This is a genomic window from Cognaticolwellia aestuarii, assembly GCF_002000025.1.
Taxonomy (GTDB): domain Bacteria; phylum Pseudomonadota; class Gammaproteobacteria; order Enterobacterales; family Alteromonadaceae; genus Cognaticolwellia; species Cognaticolwellia aestuarii.
This window is the reverse complement of record NZ_MUZV01000004.1, coordinates 143,787-169,362: the sequence shown is the minus strand read 5'-3', so window position 1 is coordinate 169,362 and position 25,576 is coordinate 143,787. Positions and strand designations below refer to the sequence as shown.

Annotated in this window: 19 protein-coding genes and 4 tRNA genes; 16 read left to right on the top strand and 7 right to left on the bottom strand. The window is 38.3% G+C overall.

Features of this window, described 5'->3' with window-relative positions; translation table 11 throughout:
- Positions 1–242 precede the first annotated feature (242 nt).
- Positions 243–1,085, top strand: a complete 843-nt coding sequence (locus B0169_RS07705; protein ID WP_077285382.1) for an HDOD domain-containing protein — start codon at positions 243–245, stop codon at positions 1,083–1,085.
- A gap of 119 nt (positions 1,086–1,204) precedes the next feature.
- Here B0169_RS07705 and rdgC read toward each other — a convergent pair whose 3' ends face one another.
- Positions 1,205–2,125, bottom strand: a complete 921-nt coding sequence (gene rdgC / locus B0169_RS07700; protein WP_077285381.1) for a recombination-associated protein RdgC — start codon at positions 2,123–2,125, stop codon at positions 1,205–1,207.
- Between the two features lie 103 nt (positions 2,126–2,228).
- Positions 2,229–3,992: a sensor histidine kinase gene (locus B0169_RS07695; RefSeq protein WP_077285380.1), complete on the bottom strand. Its 1,764-nt coding sequence runs from the start codon at positions 3,990–3,992 to the stop codon at positions 2,229–2,231.
- A 388-nt stretch (positions 3,993–4,380) separates the two neighbouring features.
- On the opposite strand from B0169_RS07695, the gene B0169_RS07690 reads away from it, so the two are divergent.
- On the top strand, positions 4,381–5,307 hold the full coding sequence (locus tag B0169_RS07690) for a porin (RefSeq protein WP_077285379.1): 927 nt from the start codon (positions 4,381–4,383) through the stop codon (positions 5,305–5,307).
- Positions 5,308–5,691: 384 nt separating this feature from the next.
- Here B0169_RS07690 and folD read toward each other — a convergent pair whose 3' ends face one another.
- Positions 5,692–6,549, bottom strand: coding sequence for a bifunctional methylenetetrahydrofolate dehydrogenase/methenyltetrahydrofolate cyclohydrolase FolD (folD, locus tag B0169_RS07685; RefSeq protein ID WP_077285378.1), 858 nt, complete (start codon positions 6,547–6,549; stop codon positions 5,692–5,694).
- Positions 6,550–6,825: 276 nt separating this feature from the next.
- On the opposite strand from folD, the gene B0169_RS07680 reads away from it, so the two are divergent.
- The 14 genes from B0169_RS07680 (at position 6,826) to B0169_RS07615 (ending at position 21,820) form a co-directional block, all read left to right on the top strand.
- A tRNA-Pro gene (locus tag B0169_RS07680) sits at positions 6,826–6,902 on the top strand.
- 117 nt (positions 6,903–7,019) lie between these two features.
- A tRNA-Arg gene (locus B0169_RS07675) sits at positions 7,020–7,096 on the top strand.
- Positions 7,097–7,103: 7 nt separating this feature from the next.
- Positions 7,104–7,179: transfer RNA gene (locus B0169_RS07670), tRNA-His, on the top strand.
- Between the two features lie 29 nt (positions 7,180–7,208).
- Positions 7,209–7,285: transfer RNA gene (locus tag B0169_RS07665), tRNA-Pro, on the top strand.
- A 293-nt stretch (positions 7,286–7,578) separates the two neighbouring features.
- Positions 7,579–8,886, top strand: a complete 1,308-nt coding sequence (tig, locus tag B0169_RS07660) for a trigger factor (RefSeq protein WP_077285377.1) — start codon at positions 7,579–7,581, stop codon at positions 8,884–8,886.
- A gap of 88 nt (positions 8,887–8,974) precedes the next feature.
- On the top strand, positions 8,975–9,613 hold the full coding sequence (gene clpP, locus B0169_RS07655) for an ATP-dependent Clp endopeptidase proteolytic subunit ClpP (RefSeq protein ID WP_077285376.1): 639 nt from the start codon (positions 8,975–8,977) through the stop codon (positions 9,611–9,613).
- A 92-nt stretch (positions 9,614–9,705) separates the two neighbouring features.
- The gene (clpX, locus tag B0169_RS07650; protein WP_077285375.1) at positions 9,706–10,983 is read left to right on the top strand and encodes an ATP-dependent protease ATP-binding subunit ClpX; all 1,278 of its coding nucleotides are present in this window, start codon (positions 9,706–9,708) and stop codon (positions 10,981–10,983) included.
- Between the two features lie 185 nt (positions 10,984–11,168).
- Positions 11,169–13,517, top strand: coding sequence for an endopeptidase La (gene lon, locus B0169_RS07645; RefSeq protein WP_077285374.1), 2,349 nt, complete (start codon positions 11,169–11,171; stop codon positions 13,515–13,517).
- 291 nt (positions 13,518–13,808) lie between these two features.
- Positions 13,809–14,084, top strand: coding sequence for a nucleoid-associated protein HU-beta (gene hupB / locus B0169_RS07640; RefSeq protein WP_077285373.1), 276 nt, complete (start codon positions 13,809–13,811; stop codon positions 14,082–14,084).
- Positions 14,085–14,763: 679 nt separating this feature from the next.
- Positions 14,764–16,026 carry a c-type cytochrome biogenesis protein CcmI gene (ccmI, locus tag B0169_RS07635; RefSeq protein ID WP_077285372.1) on the top strand — a complete coding sequence of 421 codons (1,263 nt, stop codon included), beginning with the start codon at positions 14,764–14,766 and terminating at the stop codon, positions 16,024–16,026.
- 160 nt (positions 16,027–16,186) lie between these two features.
- Positions 16,187–18,172: a heme lyase CcmF/NrfE family subunit gene (locus B0169_RS07630; RefSeq protein WP_077285371.1), complete on the top strand. Its 1,986-nt coding sequence runs from the start codon at positions 16,187–16,189 to the stop codon at positions 18,170–18,172.
- 4 nt (positions 18,173–18,176) lie between these two features.
- Positions 18,177–18,728: a DsbE family thiol:disulfide interchange protein gene (locus tag B0169_RS07625; protein WP_077285370.1), complete on the top strand. Its 552-nt coding sequence runs from the start codon at positions 18,177–18,179 to the stop codon at positions 18,726–18,728.
- Positions 18,728–19,240 (top strand): cytochrome c-type biogenesis protein, encoded by a 513-nt coding sequence (locus B0169_RS07620; protein WP_077285369.1) that lies wholly within the window; start codon positions 18,728–18,730, stop codon positions 19,238–19,240. The genes B0169_RS07625 and B0169_RS07620 overlap by 1 nt, the downstream gene beginning before the upstream one ends.
- Positions 19,241–19,912: 672 nt before the next feature.
- The gene (locus B0169_RS07615) at positions 19,913–21,820 is read left to right on the top strand and encodes a SurA N-terminal domain-containing protein (RefSeq protein WP_077285368.1); all 1,908 of its coding nucleotides are present in this window, start codon (positions 19,913–19,915) and stop codon (positions 21,818–21,820) included.
- A 70-nt stretch (positions 21,821–21,890) separates the two neighbouring features.
- Here the strand turns inward: B0169_RS07615 and B0169_RS07610 are convergent, their stop codons facing one another.
- The 4 genes from B0169_RS07610 to B0169_RS07595 are packed head-to-tail and all read right to left on the bottom strand — an operon-like array spanning position 21,891 to position 25,576.
- Positions 21,891–22,676, bottom strand: a complete 786-nt coding sequence (locus B0169_RS07610; protein WP_077285367.1) for a peptide ABC transporter ATP-binding protein — start codon at positions 22,674–22,676, stop codon at positions 21,891–21,893.
- Positions 22,673–23,665, bottom strand: a complete 993-nt coding sequence (locus B0169_RS07605) for a peptide ABC transporter ATP-binding protein (RefSeq protein WP_077285366.1) — start codon at positions 23,663–23,665, stop codon at positions 22,673–22,675. Before B0169_RS07605 ends, B0169_RS07610 begins: the two co-directional genes overlap by 4 nt.
- Positions 23,665–24,558 carry an ABC transporter permease subunit gene (locus tag B0169_RS07600; RefSeq protein ID WP_077285365.1) on the bottom strand — a complete coding sequence of 298 codons (894 nt, stop codon included), beginning with the start codon at positions 24,556–24,558 and terminating at the stop codon, positions 23,665–23,667. The genes B0169_RS07605 and B0169_RS07600 overlap by 1 nt, the downstream gene beginning before the upstream one ends.
- Positions 24,548–25,576, bottom strand: coding sequence for an ABC transporter permease (locus B0169_RS07595; protein ID WP_077285572.1), 1,029 nt, complete (start codon positions 25,574–25,576; stop codon positions 24,548–24,550). The genes B0169_RS07600 and B0169_RS07595 overlap by 11 nt, the downstream gene beginning before the upstream one ends.

The window sequence follows — 25,576 nt, the reverse complement described above, 5'->3', positions numbered from 1 at the left end:
AGTCAGGGTCATAAAATTGGCCGCGAATTATAATTTAATCTCGATTTTAGTGTTGGCTTTTGTCGCCAAAGCTTGATCTTAATCAATGACTTTAGCGCTAGTTTTTAGTTACCGAGATCTTTGCTATGTATTGGCTTATTGTTAAAAATGAAAAAATAGTAAATTTTTAATTTTTATTACTGAAATTTCAATATTTTGTGCTAGCTTTATGTATATAACAACACTAATAACAAGGGAACTTTATGAGCGCAGAAAATGCACTTTACACAATACTTGTCGAAAAAATCAAACAGGACGCATTAGTGCTCCCTACCTTGCCTGCAATTGCGCTAAAAGTTAGACAAGCAGCAGATGACCCCGATATAGATTTAGGAAAAATGAGTGACATTATCGCCCAAGATCCGGCACTATCATTAGGCATGCTTAAAGTTGCTAATAGTGTGGTATTTGGTCGAGCAGTCAAGGTTGAATCGGTAACTCAAGCCGTTACCCGCATTGGACTTAGGCAGATAAAAAGCATTGCTACCGCAATGGCGGTTGAACAAATGTTTATTTCAAATAATGAAGTCGTTTCTGAGTATATGCATCTTACATGGCGTAAAACGGTTGATGTTGCCTCAATTGCCATTGCACTTATGACACTATATTTACAAAAAAATAAACATGCAGCTTTTACCCTTGATACCATCACATTAGCAGCACTGATCCATAACATCGGCGCTTTACCGATTTTAACTGAAGCAGAAAGCCACCCTGAGGTATTTGCCAAACCGATATTCTTACAACAGGCGATTATAAACCTTGCAAGCAAAATTGGTGGTGAAGTGACGAAAGCTTGGGATTTTCCTGAAGAGTTTACTGAGTTAGTCACTTCTTGGAGTGATTTAACTTTACTCCCTAAAGAGGCACATTATCTTGACTTTATTCGCGCGGGGGCAATTTATCATGAAATATTTAAAAGTGCTTCAACACGAGATATTTTACTCAAAAGTTATGTCACGAAAGGTATTTTACCCGATGTGGACTTTATGCAAACTGCCGAGTTTAACGAGCTTGTAGCACAGGTTAAAACTATGTTTGAGTAAGTACAGTGTTTGAGTAAGTACAGTGTTTGAGTAAGTAAAGTGTTTGAGTTAGTACAGTAAATAAGTTTATAAAAAAGGCGCTAAACAAGCGCCTTTTTTAATTAAAAGTCAGTAATCAATTACGCTTCTAAGTAATCACTTGCTTTGAGAGCAAACTCAGCTAATAAATGGTCGATAAAACGATTTAATTCGCCGGCCATTAAAGCAAAGTCAGCATCAAGTTTTGCTACTACGTCATCGCTATCAATATCATCATTTTGCTCTTGTATAACGTCATAAAACTTAAGGCGCTTAACGGCAAGATCATCGCATAAAATAAAAGATAGTGACTCATCCCATTCTAATGCAACTTTAACAACATATTTATCGGCATCTAAGTGGGCTTTAATTTCCTCACTAGTGAGATCTTGGTTTTTAACTCTAACCACAGCACCATCATCACCTAAAGCATTAAATTCTGCTTCCATACCTAATTGAAAGTTAGCGCCTAGGTTACTTTCGATCAGCCAATCAGTCATTATTTCATCAGGTGCTTTTTCTGGAGAAGCACTGGTCACAGGTAATGTGCCAAGTGACTTACGTAATAAAGCTAAAAAGTCTTCGGCTTTACCGCGACTACTGGTATCGATAACAATAATATTATGAGCGGGATTGATGTACGCACGTGTATCACTGAAACGTGAAAATGCACGTGGGAGCAATTCAAAAATAATATCTTCTTTAAATTGTTCTTTTTCTTTTTTGGTTGCACCGCGAGATTGTTCTGCTTCTAATTGTGCTATTTTCTGTTCAAGCATGTCTTTTACAACAGGTGCTGGCAGAATTTTTTCTTCTTTACGGGCGCATAATAAGTAATTACCGTTTACCGCATGCACGATTGATAAACCATGCTTACCTAATGCATTAACCCAGCCAAAATGTGACTGCTCAGTTGAAGCACAAGGAGTAAACAAATGTTCAGATAACTGTTTTTCTAAATCTTCTTCAGAACATTCAAAAGGACGGGTAAAGGCAAAAAAGTATAGGTTTTTAAACCACATTAAGATAATCCTATGCCCTATAAAAGTGGGCTAATAATTGAAAAGCGAGCGCTATATTACCGCACTTAGCGGAGTCACGCACGTCTTAGATTTAGAGCAGAGCTTAGGAAATAACCCTCTGCATATTGTCGAATTTGATATCGTATCGCAGACCCATCCCCGGTGTCGAACTAGCTGTTACACTACCATTTAACGTATCGTTGACAAGTTCATGAACGATGTGTGTACCAAGACCTGTACCACCTTGGTTTTCTGACGTTGTATAAAAGGCATCAAATAGGTGCGCTAATTGTTCTTCAGATAAACCATGGCCATTATCTTGGTAAATCATGTGTACATGTTCGCCATTTAGTTGTACGGCAATGTCAATTACCCCGTCATTTATACCCTTAAAGCCATGGGTAATTGAGTTGATTATTAAGTTAGTAAATATTTGAGAAATAGCACCAGCATGACAATAGACCTCTGAGCTTTCTGGACAATCAATGTTAATTGTATGGTGAGTTCTTTTTAGCTTTGGATGTAAAGAGCGGATAATCTCATTAAGGTACTTGTTGAAATTAACTTTACGAATTTTGTCACTGATTTGATCAACGGCAACTTGTTTGTAGCTTGTTACTAGCTCTGATGCACGCTCTAGATTATTTAATAGTAAGTTAAGGCCTTGTGCAGAGTTATTAGTAAATTCATTGAGTAGTCGTTTTGATAGCTTATTATCTTCAATGTCTACTTTAAGCTTAGCTAGTAAATCAGCTAAATATGATGTAGAGGTAATACTCACGCCAATAGGGGTGTTAACTTCATGGGACACTTCAGCTGATATGTTGCCCAGTACCGCCATTTTTTCAGCATCAAGTAAACGCTCTTGTGCTTTATTCAGTTCGAGAATATAGCTTTTTAATTCGTGGTTAGTTTCTATTAGGGTTTTTTCTGTGCTGCTTCGACGGTTGTTTTCAGCTTGTAATTTTTTTTGTTGCTCAAGTAGTTCACGTTGTTGCATTTCCATTTTCAGCATAGTGGTACTAAGAGACGATGTTTTGCGAGCCACTTCTTGTTCAAGCATTAGGTTTTGCTCATCAAGTTTACTGTTAGCGGATATAACCTTGCTTTGAGCTAGTGCTAACTGCTCTTTATATATAATTAATTCATCAATGAGGTTGTTGTAAGCGTTTTGTAGAATGTTTAACTCGTTATTTTCGTAATTGATGACGTGTAATTTTGATGCTTCAGGATCATCTAGGTCGAATTGATTGATTTGCTCTGTAAGTTCATTAAGTGGGTTAGTGAGTAAATTTGAAAAGGCAATGGAAAACAAAAGTACAAGTGCTGCGGTTTTCACCATAGCATTGCCAATGAGAAAATAGATACCAACTTGGATGCGATTAAAAATAACTTCATTACTTGATAATAAAGTCACAGAGCCAACTTTAGTGGTACGACCAGAAAATTCAAATATCAGTGGGAATGAATGGCCAAATAAGCCGTCGATACCTGAGGTGACATTAAAGTACTCGTTGGAGTTAGTATCACCGTCAATGGATTCGATATTCAATGTATCATCATCTGCGACAGAACCTAGTTGTGCGATTATTTGACTATTTTCGTCAAGCACTGTTATACCTTTGATCATCGGTATAGCGACTAAACCATCAGCAATATCAATTGCTTGCTGAGTATTAAGTTCCCAAACTGCACGAGTTAAGCTGCCACTAAAGGTTTTTTCAAGCGTTAATAGCTCACTCGTAATATGGCTTTTAGTATTAATGTATTCAGCACCAATTTGCACGCAGGTAACAAGAAATGTCAGCACAAAATAAAAAGATAACACGCGCGTAAGTAGTTTTCGTGACAGGCTAGTTGTTTTCATTAAATATTTCTTTTATTTCGCTTTTCTTTATTTTAGCTTGATTTTATAAGGTTAAAAGCTTTTTGCAAATTACGCTACTTTTTATAGTAAAAGTATCAAAAGAAGCTACAGGTGGCCTGCTGAGCACTAAACTAGACTTATTGGTTATGATGACTATATTTACTACCATTAAATAGCAAAGTGCTATTAAAAGTAAGTAGTTAATGTAAATTGTTTATTAATCGCAATACTAGCATCATAAAAATTTCATAAAAAAATAAACAAAATTACAGCCAGTTGTCATAATTGATATAAATAAAACTCACAATGTCACAAAAATGTCATAAAGGTTTGGCAAAATAGTCACAATGAATTTTTAGGCATACTTAATCTTTTTAAAGGTCTCAACATGAAACATACGTACAACAAGATCGCTGTCGCTTTATTGTCATCTTTATCTTTGTCGGCATTTGCAGCAAACGTTGACATTTATGGTAAAGCAAACCTTTCACTTCAGTCATCAGATGAAGGTGAAGGGTCATTCACTGAGGTAAAAAGCAATGCTTCTCGTATTGGTCTTAAAGGCACTCATGATTTAGGTGACGGATTAACAGTTATCTATCAAGCAGAGTTTCAAGTTGACTTAGATGGTGATAGTGAAAAAGGTGATAGCATAACTGATCGTAATCAATATATAGGTTTGTCTGGAAGTTTTGGTGAAGTGTTATTGGGTAAAAATGACACTATGCTGAAACAGTCGCAAGGCAAGGTGGATTTATTTAGCGATTTGAATGGTGACATCAAGAGCTTATGGAAAGGTGAAAACCGCATGGCGGATACTGTTTCCTACAAGTCTCCTAAGTTTAATGACTTTCAAGTTGGGGTTACCTATATTGCTGAAGACTCAGTTGATGCTGAAGATGGTGTGTCTGTTGCCGTATTTTATGGTGATGCAAAATTAAAAAAATCAAAAATGTTTGCTTCAATCGCGGTAGATTCAGAAGTGAATGGTTATGACGTGACGCGTGCTACAGTGCAAGGTAAAGTATCAGGTATTGTTTTAGGTGCCATGGTGCAAACACAAGAAAAAATTGATGGTAGCGCTGAAATGAATGGTTTCATGGTCTCAGCAAGTTATAAAATGGATAAAGTTACTTTCAAAGGTCAATATCAAGCTGCTGATTTTAAAGATGGTGATGATAAATCTGGTATGACAGTTGGCGCTGATTACGCTTTAGCTAAAAGCACTAAGTTATACACTTTTTATACGAGCTTTGATATGGATAGCGCAGAAGACCAAGATTACTTAGCAGCGGGCATAGAATACAAGTTTTAATTATTGTTAAATATGTCGCTAAGTCATATTAACACCGTATTATGACTTACTGGCAGTAATTAATAGAAATATTATGCACACCCTTTAGTTAAATATATTTAACTAAAGGGTGTTTTTTTTGCTAGCTTATTTCATCTCTGCTGATTGAATTTTACTATCAGCAAGAGCGAGTAATGGCCAAACATCTATCGAGTTTTAGTGAATGAGTAGAAGCTGATGTTAATTAGTAATCTTGGCAGTAACTCAGCACTATCTATATTGTAGGTAAACTCCATAGCTTTAAAATAAGCAATGAGGTTCTACAATAAAGTTAGGGTATCAAAATTAGGGCATCAAACATTAATATATAGCTGCAAGTAATATATTAATGTTGATACCAATAAATTAATGACTATGAAACTCTTCACAAGCAATTAATGTATTTTCCATAAGGCTGGCAACTGTCATAGGACCAACTCCTCCTGGTACAGGAGTGATGTGGCTGGCGCTGTTTTTCGCTTTAGCAAAACCGACATCACCAACTAGTTTGCCATTATCTAAACGATTAATGCCAACGTCGATAACAATCGCACCTGACTTGATCCATTCGCCGGGAATAAACTCTGGTTTTCCTACAGCAACCACTAATAGGTCAGCATTTCTTATTTTTTCTTCCAAGTTTTTGGTGAACCTATGGGTTGTTGTAACGGTACAACCAGCAAGTAATAATTCTAAAGTCATAGGGCGACCAACAATATTCGAAGCGCCTACAACGACAGCTTCTAAGCCATGAGGATCAACACCGGTAGAAGCAATTAAGGTCATAATGCCTTTTGGTGTACATGGACGCAGCCCTGGTTGACGTAAGGCAAGCTTGCCAACATTGTTTGGATGAAAACCATCAACATCTTTTAATGGGTTTATATGCTCAATAATTAAATTGGCATCTAAACCTTCAGGTAAGGGGAGTTGTACGAGAATACCATCAATAGCATCATCGTTATTTAACTCATCAATTAAGTTAAATAATTCATCTTGCGAAGTACTTGGTGGTAAATCATATGAACGTGAAACAAAGCCTACTTCTTCACAGGCTTTTCTTTTACTACCAACATAAACTTGTGATGCGGGATCTGAACCAACCAAAATCACGGCTAATCCTGGGGCACGCAAACCCTTTTCAATGCGTAGTTTTACTTTATCTTTAATAGAATGGCGTAGTTGTTGGGCGATCAACTTACCGTCAATAAGCGCTGCAGTCATATTACTTCACAAAAAGGTTAAAAACAGGACTATTTTCGCACATTAAAATAGGTATTTGTAGAAAATAAGACTAAAGAGTAGTGAAAACTGTTTAATAAGCAATTCGCTATGCTTTTTGCCGTAATTTCCTTTTTACTGACAATATGACTGTTATTTTGACCAAGATGCTGTAAAAGTGAGCGAACGAACTTTTTTTTATAAAAAGTGTTTGACGCGCAACGGGCAACTAGGTAATATCCGCACCCGTTGAGAACGCAAGTGTTTTTAACAATATGTCGGTGATTAGCGCAGCTTGGTAGCGCACTTGGTTTGGGTCCAAGGGGTCGCAAGTTCGAATCTTGCATCACCGACCACTTTTTCTTTTTTATTATTTAATATAATTTGAAAGATTAAGTACTGGTTAAAATGTTTTTAAATTCAGCCGTAAGACTGGTTTAGCATTTTTCCCGTTTAGCATCTGTAGGCAATGTGCGCCCTTAGCTCAGCTGGATAGAGCAACGCCCTTCTAAGGCGTGGGTCGTAGGTTCAAATCCTACAGGGCGCGCCATACAATGGTGGCTATAGCTCAGTTGGTAGAGCCCCGGATTGTGATTCCGGTTGTCGAGGGTTCAAGTCCCTTTAGCCACCCCATTTTTTGTATGGTTTAGTAAAAAGTATATCGGTGATTAGCGCAGCTTGGTAGCGCACTTGGTTTGGGTCCAAGGGGTCGCAAGTTCGAATCTTGCATCACCGACCACTTTCTTATCTCTCTATTTTCTTAAAGTTTCCTTTAAAAACAATCAACTATTAATATAAGTTAACTCTATCTATATAAATTTTAATTTATTTGCGTTCTGCGCTCGACTCTTGTTTAAAGCACCGCTATAATTTCGCGTCATTATTTTAATCTGAACATCTTTATTCGGGTTTTTCCGGGCTCTGTTAGTTTATGCTAATAAGCTGAATACACTATTTTACTTAAAGTAGTGTTGACTATATTTAGATGCGTTATAGAAAGCGTACATACGCTAAGTTTTTTGAGGTAATTAAATGCAAGTTTCAGTTGAGACTACACAAGGTTTGGAACGTCGTTTAACGATTTCTGTTCCTGCCGAAACAGTAGATGTTGAAGTTAAAAACCGTCTTCGCCACATTGGCAAGACACAGCGTATAAATGGTTTCCGTCCAGGTAAAGTGCCACCATCAGTTATTCAAAAACGCTATGGTCAATCTGTACGTCAAGAAGTTGCTGGTGAATTAATGCAACGTAACTTTGTTGATGCGATTGTTGCTGAAAAACTAAACCCAGCAGGCCGTCCAGCATTTGTTGCTAAAAGCAATGAAGATGGTAAAGCGCTAGAATTTGAAGCAACATTTGAGGTTTACCCTGAAGTCGCTTTAAAAGATTTAGATAAAATAGCCGTTGATCGTCCAGCTGTTGACGTGACTGATGCTGATTTAGATGAAATGTTCGAAACATTACAAAATCAACATAAAACGTGGAAAGAAAACAAGCGTAAAAGCAAGAAAGGTGACAAGTTAACTATCGACTTTAATGGTCGTGTTGACGGTGAAGAATTTGAAGGTGGCAAAGCTGAAGCTTTCGAACTTGAATTAGGTTCTGAGCGCATGATCCCTGGCTTTGAAAAAGATATTATTGGTATGAAAGCTGGTGATGAGAAAACTATCACTGTGACTTTCCCAGAAGATTACCACGCTGAAAAGCTTAAAGGTAAAGACGCTGAATTTGATATCGTTGTTCATAAAACTGAAGGTCCAGTTTTACCTGAAATCGATGAAGATTTTGCGAAATTATTCGGTGTAGAAGAAGGTGGTGTTGAAGCACTTCGTGAAGAAGTTGGCAAAAACATGACGCGCGAACTTAAACAAGCTGTTAAAGCTAAAGTGAAAGAGCAAGTTATTGAAGGCTTACTTGAAGTTAGCGAATTAGAGATCCCTACTGCACTAGTAGCGCAAGAAATCGATGTACTACGTAAGCAAGCTATGCAACGTTTTGCTGGTCAAATGGATCCGAATAACTTACCTGAGTTACCGGCTGAAATGTTTGAAGAGCAAGCTAAACGTCGCGTAAAAACAGGTTTACTTTTAGGCGAAGTGATTAAAGTTAACGAATTAAAAGTTGACGAAGCAAAAGTAACTGAGTTGATCGAATCAGCGGCTTCTGCGTATGAAGATCCAGCTGAAGTGATTGAGTACTACAAAACAAACAAAGAACTTGCTCAACAAATGCAAAATGTTGCATTAGAAGAGCAAGCTGTAGAGTTGTTACTTGAGAACGCAAAAGTGACAGACAAAGAAGCAAGTTTCAAAGATATTATGAATCCTGAAGGTAAATAGACCTTTTAGATTGACATTCTCTTGAGCAATCGCTTAAATGGCTTATATGGGGACATATGAGCCATTTTTTTATCAAAAGGAAAGTTAGTTGTTTACTTCTCACAATAATTCTCACGATTTAACAAATAATATCGACAGTGCTTTAGTGCCAATGGTTGTTGAGCAAACCGCCAAAGGTGAACGCTCTTACGATATTTATTCTCGACTGCTAAAAGAACGCGTTATTTTCCTATGTGGTCAAGTCGAAGACCATATGGCCAATTTAATCGTTGCCCAAATGCTATTTTTAGAGTCAGAAAGCCCAGACAAAGATATTTATTTATATATCAATTCACCTGGTGGTTCTGTGACTGCGGGTATGGCTATTTACGATACAATGAAGTTTATTAAACCTAATGTGAGTACTGTTTGTATCGGTCAAGCGGCAAGCATGGGGGCATTTTTACTGTCTGGCGGCGAAAAAGGCAAACGTTATTGTTTACCTAATGCTCGCGTGATGATTCATCAACCTTTAGGCGGTTTTCAAGGTCAAGCATCAGACTTTGAAATACATGCAAAAGAAATTTTGTATATCAAAGAAAAACTTAACCGTTTAATGGCAGAGCACACGGGACAATCATTAAAGAAAGTATCGGGTGATACTGACCGTGATAACTTCTTAAGTGCTGAAAGTGCGGTTGAATATGGCTTAGTTGATGCCATATTAGAACAAAGAATCGATAAATAACGGTCTACTTTGTTAAGCGCATTGTTATTTGCGTAATTTATGAAATACTTGTCAGTATTAGTTTGTAAAATTTTAAATATTAGAGGTACCGTATGACCGATATGAAAACAGGTGACGGTGATGACGGTAAGTTACTGTATTGCTCATTTTGTGGTAAAAGTCAGCATGAAGTGCGTAAGTTAATTGCCGGACCTTCTGTCTTTGTTTGCGATGAATGTGTTGAGCTTTGTAACGACATTATTCGTGAAGAAATTAAAGAAATCGCACCAAAGCAAGATAAAGAAAGCTTACCAACGCCAATTGAAATTCGTGAAAGCCTAGATGACTATGTTATTGGGCAAGAGCACGCTAAGAAAGTACTCGCTGTAGCGGTGTACAATCATTATAAACGTTTACGTAATGGTGATTCGCATAACGGTGTTGAACTAAGCAAGAGTAATATATTACTTATTGGCCCAACAGGTAGTGGTAAAACACTTTTAGCACAGACGTTAGCACGCTTGTTAGATGTACCATTTACAATGGCTGATGCCACAACATTAACTGAAGCTGGTTATGTAGGTGAAGATGTTGAAAACATTATTCAGAAGCTATTGCAAAAATGCGACTATGATGTTGAAAAAGCACAACGTGGTATTGTTTATATTGATGAAATAGATAAAATTTCACGTAAATCTGATAATCCGTCTATTACGCGTGATGTTTCAGGTGAAGGTGTTCAACAAGCGTTATTAAAGCTAATTGAGGGAACTATTGCCTCAGTGCCTCCACAAGGTGGTCGTAAGCATCCGCAGCAAGAGTTTTTGCAAGTTGACACCTCTAAAATTTTATTTATTTGTGGTGGTGCTTTTGCTGGTCTAGATAAAGTTGTTGAGCAACGTTGTCATACTGGCACAGGTATTGGTTTTGGTGCCACAGTACGTGGCAAAGAAGATGAAAAAACCCTAACTCAGCGCTTTCAAGATGTTGAGCCTGAAGATTTAGTTAAATATGGTTTGATCCCTGAATTTATTGGCCGATTACCTGTAGTTGCTACGTTAACAGAGCTTGATGAAGCTGCTTTAATTCAAATTCTACAAGAGCCGAAAAACGCCTTAACTAAACAATTTAGTGCACTTTTCGATATGGAAAATGTTGAGCTTGAGTTTAGAGAAGATGCTTTGACAGCAATTGCACATAAAGCGATGGTACGTAAAACTGGCGCTCGTGGTTTACGCTCTATTGTTGAAGGGGTACTACTTGAAACTATGTATGAATTGCCTTCAATGGAAAATGCAGTAAAAGTTGTGGTGGATGAAACGGTTATTAAAGGTGAATCTCAACCCATTATTATTTATGAAACGCAGCAAGAAAAAGCGTCTTCAGAATAAAGCTTCTCAGCTAAAAAAATAATAAGTGACGTTAATCTGCGTGATTAACGTCACTTTTTTTTATTCATCTGTTGAAAGTATTTGCAAACGCCCCATATACAAATACATATCCTTTACCAAATGGCTGAAATAAGTGTCTGTTGGTATTATAAAATCACATCATACTATCACCGAGAGAGTAACCAATGACTAAAGAGTTATCTGGCGTAGTTGAAATTCCCGTATTAGCCTTACGTGATGTTGTAGTTTATCCACAAATGGTTATCCCATTATTTGTTGGTCGCGAAAAGTCTATTCGCTGTCTAGATATTGCCAATGAAAATGATAAACAAATTTTCCTTGTTGCACAAAAAGATGCCGCGGTTGATGATCCTACACAAGACGATCTATACCAAACCGGCACTATAGCCACTATTCTGCAAATGTTAAAACTACCTGATGGTACTGTTAAAGTGCTCGTTGAAGGCGTGCGTCGTGCACATATCAGTGAATTTGTTGAAACAGATGAGTACTTTACAGCTAATGCTGACTTTTTGAATGTTGAGGGGGCGCCTGATGATAGTACAGAAGTGCTTATTCGTTCTGCAATTTCTCAGTTTGAAGGTTATGTAAAGTTAAACAAAAAAATACCACCTGAAGTATTAACGTCAGTTTCAGGTATTGATGATGCTGAGCAGTTAGCAGATACCATGGCAGCGCATATGCCGCTTAAATTGGTTGATAAGCAAAAAGTTTTAGAGATTACTCATGTTTCAGAGCGTCTTGAATTTTTAATGGCACTAATGGAAGGCGAAATCGACTTACTTCAGGTTGAGAAAAAAATTCGCACCCGTGTTAAAAAGCAAATGGAAAAAAGTCAGCGTGAGTATTATTTGAATGAGCAAATGAAAGCGATTCAAAAAGAACTCGGTGATGATGAAGAAGGTACAAATGAAGTTGAGCAAATAGAGAAGCAAATCGAAGCTGCTCAGATGCCTAAAGAGGCAAAAGAAAAAACCTTAACAGAATTAAAAAAATTAAAAATGATGTCGCCAATGTCTGCTGAAGCAACGGTGGTGCGCAGTTATATTGATTGGATGATCAGTGTTCCTTGGAAAAAGCGTAGTAAATTAAAACGTAACCTTAAATTAGCACAAGATGTTTTAGACAAAGATCATTATGGTCTCGATAAAGTTAAAGAGCGCATTTTAGAGTACTTGGCCGTGCAACAGCGGGTTAGTCAGTTAAAAGGACCTATTTTGTGCTTAGTTGGGCCTCCTGGGGTTGGTAAAACCTCATTAGGGCAGTCTATTGCTAAATCAACCGGTCGTAAGTATGTGCGCATGGCTTTAGGTGGTGTGCGTGATGAAGCTGAAATCCGAGGTCATAGAAGAACTTATATTGGCTCACTGCCGGGTAAATTGATTCAAAAAATAGCTAAAGTTGGGGTGAAAAATCCGCTATTTCTATTAGATGAAATCGATAAAATGGCCTCTGATATGCGTGGTGACCCCGCATCTGCTCTATTAGAAGTACTAGATCCAGAGCAAAATAGTAGCTTTAACGACCATTACTTGGAAGTTGACTACGATTTATCTGATGTTATGTTCGTCGCAACATCTAACAGCATGGATATTCCTGGACCATTACTTGACCGTATGGAAGTTATTCGCCTGTCGGGTTATACCGAGGATGAAAAGCTAAATATTGCCAAGAACCATTTAGTGGATAAACAAATCGAACGTAATGGCTTAAAGAGCAGTGAAATTGAAATAGAAGATAGCGCTATTATCGGTATTATTCGCTATTACACGCGAGAAGCTGGTGTACGTGGGCTAGAACGTGATATTTCTAAGCTATGCCGTAAAGCCGTTAAATCAATTCTTTTAGATAAAAAATTAAAGAAAGTGACGATAAATCAAGATAATTTATCAGAATTTCTTGGTGTACAGCGCTTTGATTACGGTAAAGCTGACGATGAAAACCGGGTTGGTTTAGTTACCGGTCTAGCGTGGACGCAAGTGGGTGGCGAGTTATTAACGATAGAGACCGCATCAGTACCAGGTAAAGGTAAGTTAAGTTATACCGGCTCACTTGGTGATGTGATGCAGGAGTCTATTCAAGCGGCTATGACAGTAGTAAGAAGCCGTACTGAAAAACTACGTATTAATGAAGACTTTCACGAAAAGCGTGATATTCATGTCCATGTACCTGAAGGTGCAACACCTAAAGATGGTCCAAGTGCAGGTATTGGTATGTGTACCGCGTTAGTATCAAGTTTGACCGGTAATCCGGTAAAAGCTGACGTAGCGATGACCGGAGAAATCACTTTACGTGGTGAAGTGCTTGCTATTGGTGGTCTGAAAGAAAAACTGCTTGCTGCGCATCGTGGTGGTATTAAAACGGTCGTTATCCCCAAAGATAATGAGCGTGATTTGGAAGAAATTCCTGATAATGTTAAAGCTGATTTAGCCATCTATCCGGTGAAGTGGATAGATGAAGTGCTGAAAATAGCCTTAGAACATCCGGTAGAAAAGTGGCAGTCAGACAGTTAAATGAGTAGAAAAACAGCTGTTTTTGCTGAAAAAGATAGAAAAACAGCAAAAAGTTAGCAAAAAACGTAATTAACGCTTTTCAAACGCTGAAACTATGGTAAGTTAATGACGCTGATAACGCTAGAACCCCTATACATAAGGGGTCTAGTAGAGATAAAAATAATTATCAATATTTTTAGTTTTCTTTAACTCAGCGCTTGATGTTCAAAAAGAAGCTTGATATAAAAGTTTCTGCAGGACGCTAAAAACAAATGATAGCGCTGAATAATAACAATTGAAGGGGAATACACTGTGAATAAATCTCAATTAATCGAGAAAATTGCTGCTGGTGCTGACATTTCTAAAGCTGCGGCTGGTCGTGCGTTAGATTCATTTATCGAAGCGGTTACAGAAGAGTTAAAAGGTGGCGAACAAGTCGCATTAGTTGGTTTTGGTACTTTCTCAGTACGTGACCGTGCAGCACGCACTGGTCGCAACCCACAAACTGGCGCGACTATTGAAATCGCTGCAGCTAAAATTCCATCTTTTAAAGCTGGTAAAGCGCTTAAAGATGCATGTAATGGCTAATCATTAGCTTTTGCTCATGATTGCTCATTAAGCCGCTTTTATAAGCGGCTTAATTGTTTCTAGCGCATGGGTATTCGGTGGCTATTAAGCGGGCCCACCTCATCAAGCTAAATGCTCATGATAGCGTTAGCTAATTCGACAGCATAAGCTGATTTTTCCAGACTTTAAAGCCATAAGTAAATAAAATAGTGGTTAAAGCTCTGGCATTTTATACCCCATGGCGTAAATGATAATTTGTTCTTGCTTGAATTTAATTACTCAAGTGTTGCCATAAACTCTTCTGCGAAATTTCTATCAACGACTTATCTAAATAACCCCGTAATAACAAAATTGCATGTTTGCAATTTGTGACATTAATCAATTTATCGTCTTGTTGACCTTAATCAAGTTTTCCGTTAGTACTATTGAATACACCGTGGAGACGTTATCTTTTGTGGTATATTAACCGGCAATATAGCGAGCTATAGATAGGCGGTGTCATTTTTACTTTTAGGTTGGTGGCATTGGTACGGGGACTCAAACAAAAGAGACACTTTTGAGAGTGATATAGCTAGGAAAAGCAGCGCATAATTGTTAATCTTACCGCGCTTTAAAACAACATCGTAGAACATTAGTTATTCGTTTTAATAAATTTAATTAACGCGTCTGATCCGACAATTATAGGTATAAATTAAATAATATGACTACATTTTGGCTGGCAATTTTATTACTGATCGTAATAGCATTATTTATTGTATGGCGAATTTTTACTGCAGAAAATAATGCTATTGGTGCAGAAAATGGCAATATTCGACAAGAAACTAATGTGACACTTTATCACGAGCATTTATCACAGTTAGAGCATGACCTCGCAGAGGGCAGTATTGAACAAGATAGCTTTTTGCAATTGAAAGCTGAATTAGACAAAACACTTTTACAAGATGCTAACGCAAGCGAAGCAAATGTTTTAGAGCCGCAGCAAAAGTCATGGCTATGGCCCGTTGCCATTGGTTTTTCCATCGTTAGCTTGAGTTTATATAGCTATATGATCCTAGGTGCTTACCCGCAATTAAATTCTCCTGCAGCGATGAATGAAAGTGAAGCCCATAGCGAACTATCTCCAGAGCAAATGCTTGCTTATCGTTTGCAGCAACTCCAACGAGAAGTGGCAAATGACCCATCAAACTCACAAGCACTGTTTAGTTTAGGTCAGGCTTATATTTCAGTAGGTGAGTTTGATAATGCAGTTGAAGCGTTTGACGGTGTGATTGCACAAGTCGGTGAACATGCTGAGTTATTAGGGCCAAAAGCTCAGGCAATGTATTATAAAAACAACCAAGTGATAAATGAAGATATACAGTTGGTTATTGATAAGGCTTTAGCTTTAGATTCACTTGATGCTGCTACTAATATTCTATTGGGTATGGACAGTTTTAGTAATCGAAACTTTGAAAAAGCAGTGCAATACTGGGAAACGGTTTTAAACAGTGAGCGCCCAGGTATCAGCAAACAAGCCTTAATGGGCGCAGTAGAAGAAGCTAAAAATCAATTACGTATCAGTAATGACGGCGTTACATCATCATTAACTGCTGAAAATGTTGATCTAACATTGCCTCGACTCACTGTTGATGTTTCACTCGCACCGAATGTCCAAGAAGCATTAATGGATAGCGAGGACAAAACGGTATTTATTTACGCTATTGCTGCAGAAGGGCCTCGCATGCCTTTAGCTGCAGTAAAAATTAAAGCTAGTGACTTACCACTTAGTATTGTTTTGGATGACTCTCAAGCAATGACCCCACAAATGCGCTTGAGTAGTGTTGATAAAGTTCATATCTATGCAGTGGTCTCAATGCAGGGCAATGTAGGTATTAAACCCGGTGACTTCAAGGTTGAAGTGCTTGATATAGATGTGATGGAAAAAGAGCCGATTAACATGCAGATATCGGTACTCGTACCATAAAAGTTAATTGATTTAATGCCGCAGTAATTATTGTTACTCACCATGGTTACCGTGGTATTGACTTAAGAAGATTTGAAATTAACGACCATTAACTTTAATTATGTAAGTTATATTGAGTTTAGTTTTAATAATGTTTTAACATTGATTTACAGGAATTATCATGATCCCAGAGCTCGGCCATTTCGCCCTCATTATCGGATTAGCTTTTGCTTTATGTTTAAGCATAGTGCCGCTAATAGGTGTTGCGCAGAACAATCAACAATTAATCAATAGTGCCAAACCTTTAAGTTTTGGTTTATTTCTTTTTGTCGGCATTAGCATTTGTTTATTAGCCTATAGCTTCACCGTGGATGATTTTTCAGTTAAGTATATTGCCAATCATTCAAACAGCCTTTTACCCTACTATTTTAAAATTAGTGCGGTGTGGGGCGGCCATGAAGGTTCAATGTTGTTTTGGGTTTTTGCCTTGACTGGCTGGACATTTGCTGTTGGTATCTTTAGCAAGCAATTAGAGCGAGAGTTTGTCGCACGCGTTTTAGCTGTGATGGGAATGATCGCTGTCGGTTTTATTTTATTTACGCTGTTAACGTCAAATCCTTTTGAACGTTTGCTGCCTAACTTTCCAATGGAAGGGCGAGATTTAAACCCGTTATTACAAGATATCGGTTTAATTATTCATCCACCAATGTTGTATATGGGGTATGTAGGCTTTTCTGTTGCTTTTGCTTTTGCTATTGCAGCCCTTATGGCGGGAAAAATGGATGCAGCTTGGGCTCGTTGGTCGCGTCCTTGGACTGTGGCTGCTTGGTCATTCCTATCAGTTGGTATCGCACTCGGTAGTTGGTGGGCTTACTATGAGCTTGGCTGGGGTGGCTGGTGGTTTTGGGATCCAGTAGAGAACGTTTCATTTATGCCTTGGCTTGCAGGTACAGCGTTAATTCATGCGCTTGCGGTAACGGAACAACGTAATACTTTTAAGCATTGGACGTTATTGCTCGCTATATTTACTTTTTCATTAAATTTACTTGGCGCATTCTTAGTGCGTTCAGGGGTTATTACCTCAGTACACTCTTTTGCTGTCGACCCAGGACGAGGCATGTACTTGTTAGTCTTGTTAGCTATAGCTGTTGGTGGTTCACTGACACTATATGCTGTTAAAGCGGCTAATGTTACTAGCCCTAACCGCTTTACCGCATATTCACGTGAAAATACTATTTTAATCGCGATGTCGATTTTGATAACGGCAACAGTGACAATTTTATTAGGCACTTTGTATCCATTGATTATCGACGCTATGGGAATGGGGAAAATATCAGTGGGCGCTCCATACTTTAATGCCGTATTTATTCCTATGATGATTGCGCTATTTATTTTTATGGGCATAGGACCTCTTATTCGCTGGAAAAAAGCCCGCAAGGGTGAACTTTCTAAGCATCTAAACTTAATTTCCATTTTTAGCGTGATATTCGGTGCTGCTTGGCCATTCATGTTTGCAGGTGAATTTAATTTTATGGTCTTTGTTGGTATGACGTTAGGGTGTTGGATTGTATTAGCAGTATTGAAAGATGTGCTTAACCATGCAAAACAAGCCGATGGGCGTTGGAAATTTTCAGCGGTGCCGCTCAACCATATAGGCATGGCTGTTGCGCATGCGGGTATAGCCGTGACGGTTATTGGTATTACTATGGTGTCTTCTTATGAAAAAGAAATTAACGTTAAAATGTTGCCAGGTGAAAATGTAAATTTATCAGGTTACACGATTGAATTTGCAGGAACAAAGAATGTTGAGGGTCCTAACTATAGCGCTATTCAAGGTCAAATTAATGTCTCACTTGATGGTGAATTTGTAACGTTATTAAAGCCTGAACAACGTACGTACACTGTTGAAAGCATGGGCATGACAGAAGCCGGTATTCACACTAATTTATTACGTGATATTTATGTGGCCTTAGGAGATCCATTAGGTCAAAACGCTTGGTCTATGCGCTTGTATTATAAGCCGTTTATTGTTTGGATCTGGCTAGGCGGTTTCTTGATGGCAATAGGTGGCTTTTTAGCTATTCTGAGTAAGCGTTATCGTAAGCGTGTATTGGCAAAAGAGCAAAAGTCTATACAATCTAACTCTGTCGTTTTACAAGAGGCATAAATTAATGAAAAGTATTATTCGTTTTATACCATTAATTTTATTTATTTTATTAGGTGTTTTACTTTATAGAGGTTTGTTTCTTAACCCTCAATCGATGCCGTCGGCTATGATAGGTAAACCTCTGCCTGAGTTCGCGTTACCGAGCTTAACAGCATCAGAGCAAATGTTAGGGCGAGATGACTTGCAAGGCGATATTGTCTTGCTTAACGTTTGGGCTACTTGGTGTATACAGTGTAAATATGAACATCCATATTTACTCAATATTGCTCAAGACCCTCGTATTAAGCTCTATGGCCTTAACTTTACCGATGATCGTAATGCCGCTTTGCAGTGGCTCAAGCAATACAAAGATCCCTATGTACTGTCAATTTTTGATGAGCAAGGTGCATTAGGCTTAGACATTGGTGTGTTCGGTGCACCTGAGACTTTTGTGATAGATCATACCGGTATTATACGTAAGCGCTTTGCTGGCCCGATTAACGATATGGTTTGGAAAAAAGAGTTTCTACCGTTAATTGAACAAATAGAAACCGAAATGGCACAAGGAGCGTCTTAATGCATACACAGCCCAACGGCCATTATATTTTACAGATAGCAAAAGTGCTTGGTTTAGCTATGAGTAGTTTGTTGCTCAGCTTTTTGTTGATAAGCAACGTTAGCGCAAGCCCCGTTGATACTTTTCAATTTAAAGATGAAGCGACTAAAATACGCTTTCAAGTATTATCAAAAGAGTTACGTTGTCCTAAGTGTCAAAATCAAAACCTAGCGGATTCAAACTCTAAGATAGCTGTCGACTTAAGAAAAAACTTGTATAACTTATTGCAGGAAGGCAAAAGCGATCAGGAAATTATCGATTTTATGGTATATCGCTACGGAGACTTTGTGTTATATCGACCTCAGCTAAAAAAGCAAACGTATATTTTGTGGTTTGGGCCGCTGGTTATTTTCTTGGGCTTTATTATTAGTTTAGTGTTTGTGCTACGTAAACGAAGCAAACTAAAAGCAAGTGAGCTTAATTTGTCATCGGCAGAGCAAGCAAACTTAGATGATATTCTCAATAAAAAATAAAATTTAGTACCGCAGTGTTAATACAAAAGAGTAAGTGTTGCTATCACGCTTACTCTTTTTTTGATCTGTAGGTTGGCATTGATTATACCCAAACCACTTGAAAATGCAGGATTGTGCAAGTCGAAAAAGGGTTAGCACCAAGGCATTGATTGAAGGGAATGGTTGTTCCATTGTCGAAATCAATAACGCCGGAGATGACCCTTTATCGCCTTGCCCTGCGGGAGCTAAGCTAGAAAATCAGTGCAGCGTTGCATACATGGATGTATGTACTTAGCTTTTGTCTGGAGCAAAAAAGCTGTGCAGCACTTGATAAGGGAATAACCATTATCTGCGTGCTGTGCCTTGCGCTGATTTCCTAGCTTAACTCTGAAACTGCATTTTCAAGTGGCTTGGGTATAAAGGCTATTTCTTAAAGCAAGTTGGTGGTTATTTAACCGTTATTTCATCACCAGAGTAAAAGAGTTTCATTTTCATTATTATTGGGCTAACATGCCCGTTCAAATTGTGATTTTAAAGCGTTTAAGTTAATAAAATAGCCTAGTTAATATATTGTCGAAGTGAAGTTTACTTTTTTATTAACAGGTCATAAATTAACTAAAGCGTATAATAGAGGTAAGTTAAACCTCAAGTAATCACACCGAAAGTACAATACCCTCGTGTAAAGAGATAAAGATGTTAGAAAATATTCGAGAAAGCTCTCAAGGATTAACCGCTAAGATTATTCTTGGTTTTATTATTTTAACCTTCGCTGTTGCAGGCATTGGAAGTTACAACAACTCTGTTGACACTTCTGTTGCAGATGTTAATGGAGAAAAAATATCACAAGATGAGTTTAACAAAGCTTATCAAGCGCAACGTAATCGCATGGCGCAGCAATTTGGTGATATGTTTGAAACATTATCGGCTGATCCTGGTTACATGAAGAACTTTCGTGATGGTGTCGTTGATAGTTTAATTAATCAAAAACTTGTTGACCAAAATTCAGACTCGCTTGCTATTCGTGTAGCAGATCAGCGTATTAAAAGTACTATTCGTAATATGCCAGAGTTTCAAATTGATGGTGTGTTTGATAACAATCGTTATTTAGCGATGATTAATCAAGCTGGCTTTTTTCAATCGTCTGATTTTCGTGATTATTTACGCACTGAAATGACACGTCGACAATTAACACAAGCGCTAGTTGCTAGTGAATTTAGCCTACCTTACCAAGAAGATATTTACACAGCGTTGCAAAACCAGCAACGTGATATTCGCTTCGCGACCATTGATGCTGAGCAATTTAAAGCGACAGTTGAGTTAACTGATGATGAAGTGAATGATTATTATCTTGCTAACCAAACGCGTTTTGAAAATCAAGAACAAGTGAAAGTTAATTATATTACGCTTGATGTCAACGATATTGCTAAAACAATAGTGTTAACTGATGCGGACATTGAAGCTTACTATCAAAGTAATATCAGTCAGTACCGTGATGAAGAACAACGTCGTGTTGCTCATATCTTAATTGAATTTGGTGATGATGAAGCAAGCGCTAAAACACGTGCAGAAGCGTTGCTTGCAAAAATTAATGCCGGTGAAGACTTTGCTACTTTAGCAAAAGAAAATTCAGATGATACTTTTAGCGGTGAAAATGGCGGCGATCTTGATTGGATTGATGCTGGTGTAATGGATACTGCTTTCGACGAAGCAGCATTTGCCTTAGCTGAAATTGGCAGTGTTAGTGACGTAGTTAAAACAGACTTTGGTTTTCACATTATTAAGCTAACTGATTATAAAGCTGAGAAGGTACAGAGCCTTGCTGATGTGCGTGAGTCATTAATTGCTAAAGCGAAAAATGAAAAAGCACAAGATAAGTTTTTTGAGCTTCAACAGGAAATTGCACGTTTGAGTTTTGAATTTCCAGACAGTTTAGATGACGCTGCTGGTGTCATTAATACTGAAGTAAAAACCTCTGACTGGTTAACTCGTGGTAATAACAGTGCACCATTTAATGTTGGTGCTGTATTGGATGCAGCTTTTTCAGACCTTGTTGTTAATGAGCAGTTAAACTCTGACATTGTTGAAGTAAGTGATAACTTAGCGATTGTAATGCGCTTGAATGAATACCAAGAAGCTAGCGTTAAACCATTAGCTGAAGTTAGTCCGCAAATTAAAGACATTTTAATTGCCCAAAAAGCATCTGAGAAAGCACAAACGGTTGCAGATGAGCTATTAGTTGCATTTAAAGCGGGAACCGATATTACTGAACAATTAACAGAAATTGGCGCAACAATGGAAGTTAAAGCTTCGGTTTCTCGCGTTGGTAGCGGTTTAGATGCAAGTTTAGCAAGAGAAGCATTCAAATTGCCTCGTCCTAGCGAAGGCAATGTTTCAGCAACAACTGTTAACTTAAGCAATGGCAACTTAGCATTATTAGAAGTACAAGCGGTAAACGATGGCGAAGTAACAGCGTCAGCTAATTTGTCACAGCAATTAACTCAGCAGTTAGCCCAAGCCGCTTATTTAAGTTACATTGAATCGTTAAAAGCAGATGCAGATATTGTTCGAAAAGAGATAACAGCACCAACCTCTCAATACTAGCTTTTAAAAGCTCAATTCAAAAAAACCAGCCAAAAGGCTGGTTTTTTATTATCAAAATTTCATTGTTTAGTTAGCGGTGAAGAAGTTGGAAACGCTGACTCATGATCAGCTTTTTAGTATATTTGTGTTGAGGTTTTTGTAATATATCCGTTGTTTTACCAAACTCTAAAACTTTTCCTTGACATAAAACCATCATGTCATCGCTAAAGTGCCTGACAATGCCTAAATTATGAGAAATCAATATAAATGCTAATCCCATCTGCTGTTGCAAATCTAATAGTAAATTGATGATTTGAGAGCGTAGTGAGGGGTCAAGTGAAGCTAACGCTTCATCAAGAATAATCACTTGTGGTTTTAAGATAATCGCTCGCGCTAATGAAATACGCTGTTTTTGCCCTCCAGAAAACATATGAGGATAAAAACTCATGTGTTCAGCTAATAAACCCACTTTTTTTAAAGTGTCTCTGATCAATTGATGACGTTCGGTTTCATCAAGGTCGGTATTGAGCCTGAGTGGCTCATCTAATAATTGCTCAATGGTCAAACTTGGATTCAAGGTTGTACCTGAGTCTTGAAATATCATCCGAATATACTGACAACGTTGCTTGAAGTCTCCAGGTGCTAAGGTTTGACCATTTAAGCGAATATGACCGGTTGTCGGTAATTCAGCACCAACTAATAATTTAGCTAAAGTCGACTTACCTGAACCCGTTTCTCCAACAATAGCCAAGGTTTTATGTGCCATAATATCAAAAGATAATGGCTCTAAAGCAGCAACACATTTACGGTTAAACCAGTAGTTTTTATCTTTATAATTTTTACTTAAATTAATAACTTGTAATAGCACATTACTCACGAGTAACTATCCTTTAACGGGAAATGGCAACTCACTTGATGACCATGAAAGTTTTTTATTTTCGGCGCATGTACACATTTTTGTTGTGCACGTGGGCACCGAGGGCCTAAGCGGCAACCGATAGGTAAATGCTGTAAAATTGGAATACTGCCAGGTAAGGTCATCAACCTAGATTTGTTAGGGATCATTCTATTGGCTTTCGGGCTACTGTCAACTAAAGCTCTAGTATAGGGGTGATAAGGTTGATTAAATATTTGTTCGGTGGTGCCAGCCTCAACAAATTGGCCACTGTACATCACAGTGATCGCGTTGGTCCAATGAGTTACATTTTCTAAGTCATGACTGATCAATAATATCGACATATTTTTCAGCTGATTTAAACTCGCTAAAAGACGAAATATTTGTCCTTGATTGGTACTTTCCATTGCTGCGGTAGGCTCATCAGCAATCAGTAACATCGGGCGACGGGCCAGTGCCATGGCTATCATAACTCGCTGGCACAAGGCGTCGGTTAATTGGTGAGGGAAGCTTTTGACACACATTTCGTGCTGCTTGATGCCCACTTTATGTAATAAATTAATCGCAGCAAGTTTACGTTGTTGACGCTTTTGCCAGAAAAAGCCAGTTAATTGCTCAACATCTACAGCTTCCTCTAACTGTTCTCCTATCGTGGTAGTTGGATCTAAGCAGGCCATTGGCTCTTGAAAAATCATCGCCACATCTTTGGAGATAATGGCTTTTCTTTCTTCAGGAGTAAGTCGCATTAAATCATTGCCGCGCCAATGAAAACGGTCGGCATCTACTTTCCATTTTTCATCAAGCACGCCAACAATAGCTTGTGCTAACAGTGACTTTCCTGAGCCTGACTCCCCAACTAAGCCTCTAACTTCACCTTCTTTCATGGTTAAGTTGACTCGATCAACAGCAAGGATAGGTTGTGTTGAGGTTTGTAGCTCGATTGAAAGGTTTCGAATATCAATTAAATTCATTAATTTTCCTTGCGCACTTTCAGCGCATGACGCATGCCTTCGCCGACCAAGTTTGTCGCAATAACTGAAAATAAAATGGCTAAACCAGGTAGGTAAACAGTCCAAGGGGCAATATAAAATAAGTCAATACCATTAGCTAACATGGCACCCCATTCAGGCATAGGGATAGGAGCCCCTAAGCCTAAAAATCCTAATGCTGCAATTTCGAGAATAGCTGTTGATTGGGCAAGTGTTGCTTGGCTAATTAACTTTTCGATAATATTAGGAAAAATGGAATACCATAATATTCGTATCGAGCTCGCGCCATCTAGGCGGGAAGCTAATACATAATCTTTAGCAAACTCTTCTTTTACGGCATTACGAGTAATGTGCACAAATTGTGGTATGAGCACCATAATAATTGCCCATAAGGTATTCTCTAAACCCGGGCCTAATATGGCAACAATGATAATGGCTAGTAATAACGACGGTATAGATAAAATCACATCGAGAAAGTGATTGAGGATACTTGATTTAATACCGCTAGTGAGCGCGGAAAGAGAGCCGATAATAACACCTATCACGAGGGACGCCATAACAACAATAATACTCAAACCAAAGGTTAATGACGTACCGTGCATTAAACGCGATAGCATATCTCTACCAAGGTTGTCCGTGCCAAGTAAAAAACTGACATTGCCTTCATCGCTCCATGCCGGAGGTAATAATAAGTGATCTAAGTGATTCTCCACTGAAGAATATGGTGTGATAACACTCGCTAATAAAGCCAAGGCAATTAAAAATAAAAAACAGCCAAAGCCAATCATAACCACCGGCGGTTGTTTAAAGTTATGCCACAACTGCATTAACGGGGTAGGAAACTCTTCTTCTAGATAAATTTTATCACGTGCCATGATTAGGCTCCCGAGCTAATGGGTTAAGCGCAGCATAGACAAAATCAATAATAATATGCACAATAAAGATAAAGGTTGAGAGCACGATAAGACCACCTTGAATAGCAGTATAGTCGCGTTGATAAATACTTTCGATTAGCCAACGACCAATCCCCGGCCAACTAAAGATCACTTCGGTTACCATCGCAATAGTTATCAGGTGAGCAAACTGCAGGCCGACATCACGAATAACTTTAATAACCGCATTACGCATGGCATGTCGATAAATAATTTGGCTAAAGGTTAAGCCCTTAGCTTTGGCTGCTTTAATGTAATGGGTGTCTAGCACCTCTAGCATAGCTGTTCTAGCTAAGCGCATAAAGATGGTTGCAGGAGCTAGGGCAACAACAATAACCGGCAATATGAGATGGCGAGTAGCGTCTTGGAAAGCTTGCCACTTATACTCGCTATCGCTGAGTAAAATATCGACTAGCTGCAAACCGGTCACATGCTTAATTTCAAATAATAGACTTATTTGTCCTGCAGAGGGTAACCAACCTAATTGAACCGAAAATACTAATATGGCTAAAATACCGAGCCAAAAAACAGGGATTGAGTAGCCAATCATAGCAATGGCTAAGATAAAATTGTCAGGTGCTTTTCTGTGATAAATAGCCGCACAGAAACCAATAGGAATACCGAAGAACATAGCAACAAGTAGTGCTACACAAGTTAACTCTACTGTTGCGGGTAATCGGTTGATTATTTCTGTCATTATCGGCAGGTGGCTAGTCATTGAATAGCCCATATCGCCATGAAACAAATGGCTCACATAGCTGAAGTATTGTGTTAGTAAGTTTGCTTGCTGTTGATATTCATTCGCTAAAACCGCCAGTTGCTCAGGTGATGCGTTTATTTCTCCTGTAAGGTTAATAAGTTGTTCGCCAGGAAACAGAAAACTTAAACTAAAGGATAATATGGTCAATAACCACATAGTAAAAAAGAACAAACTAAAGCGTCGCAGTGTAAAAATTAACAT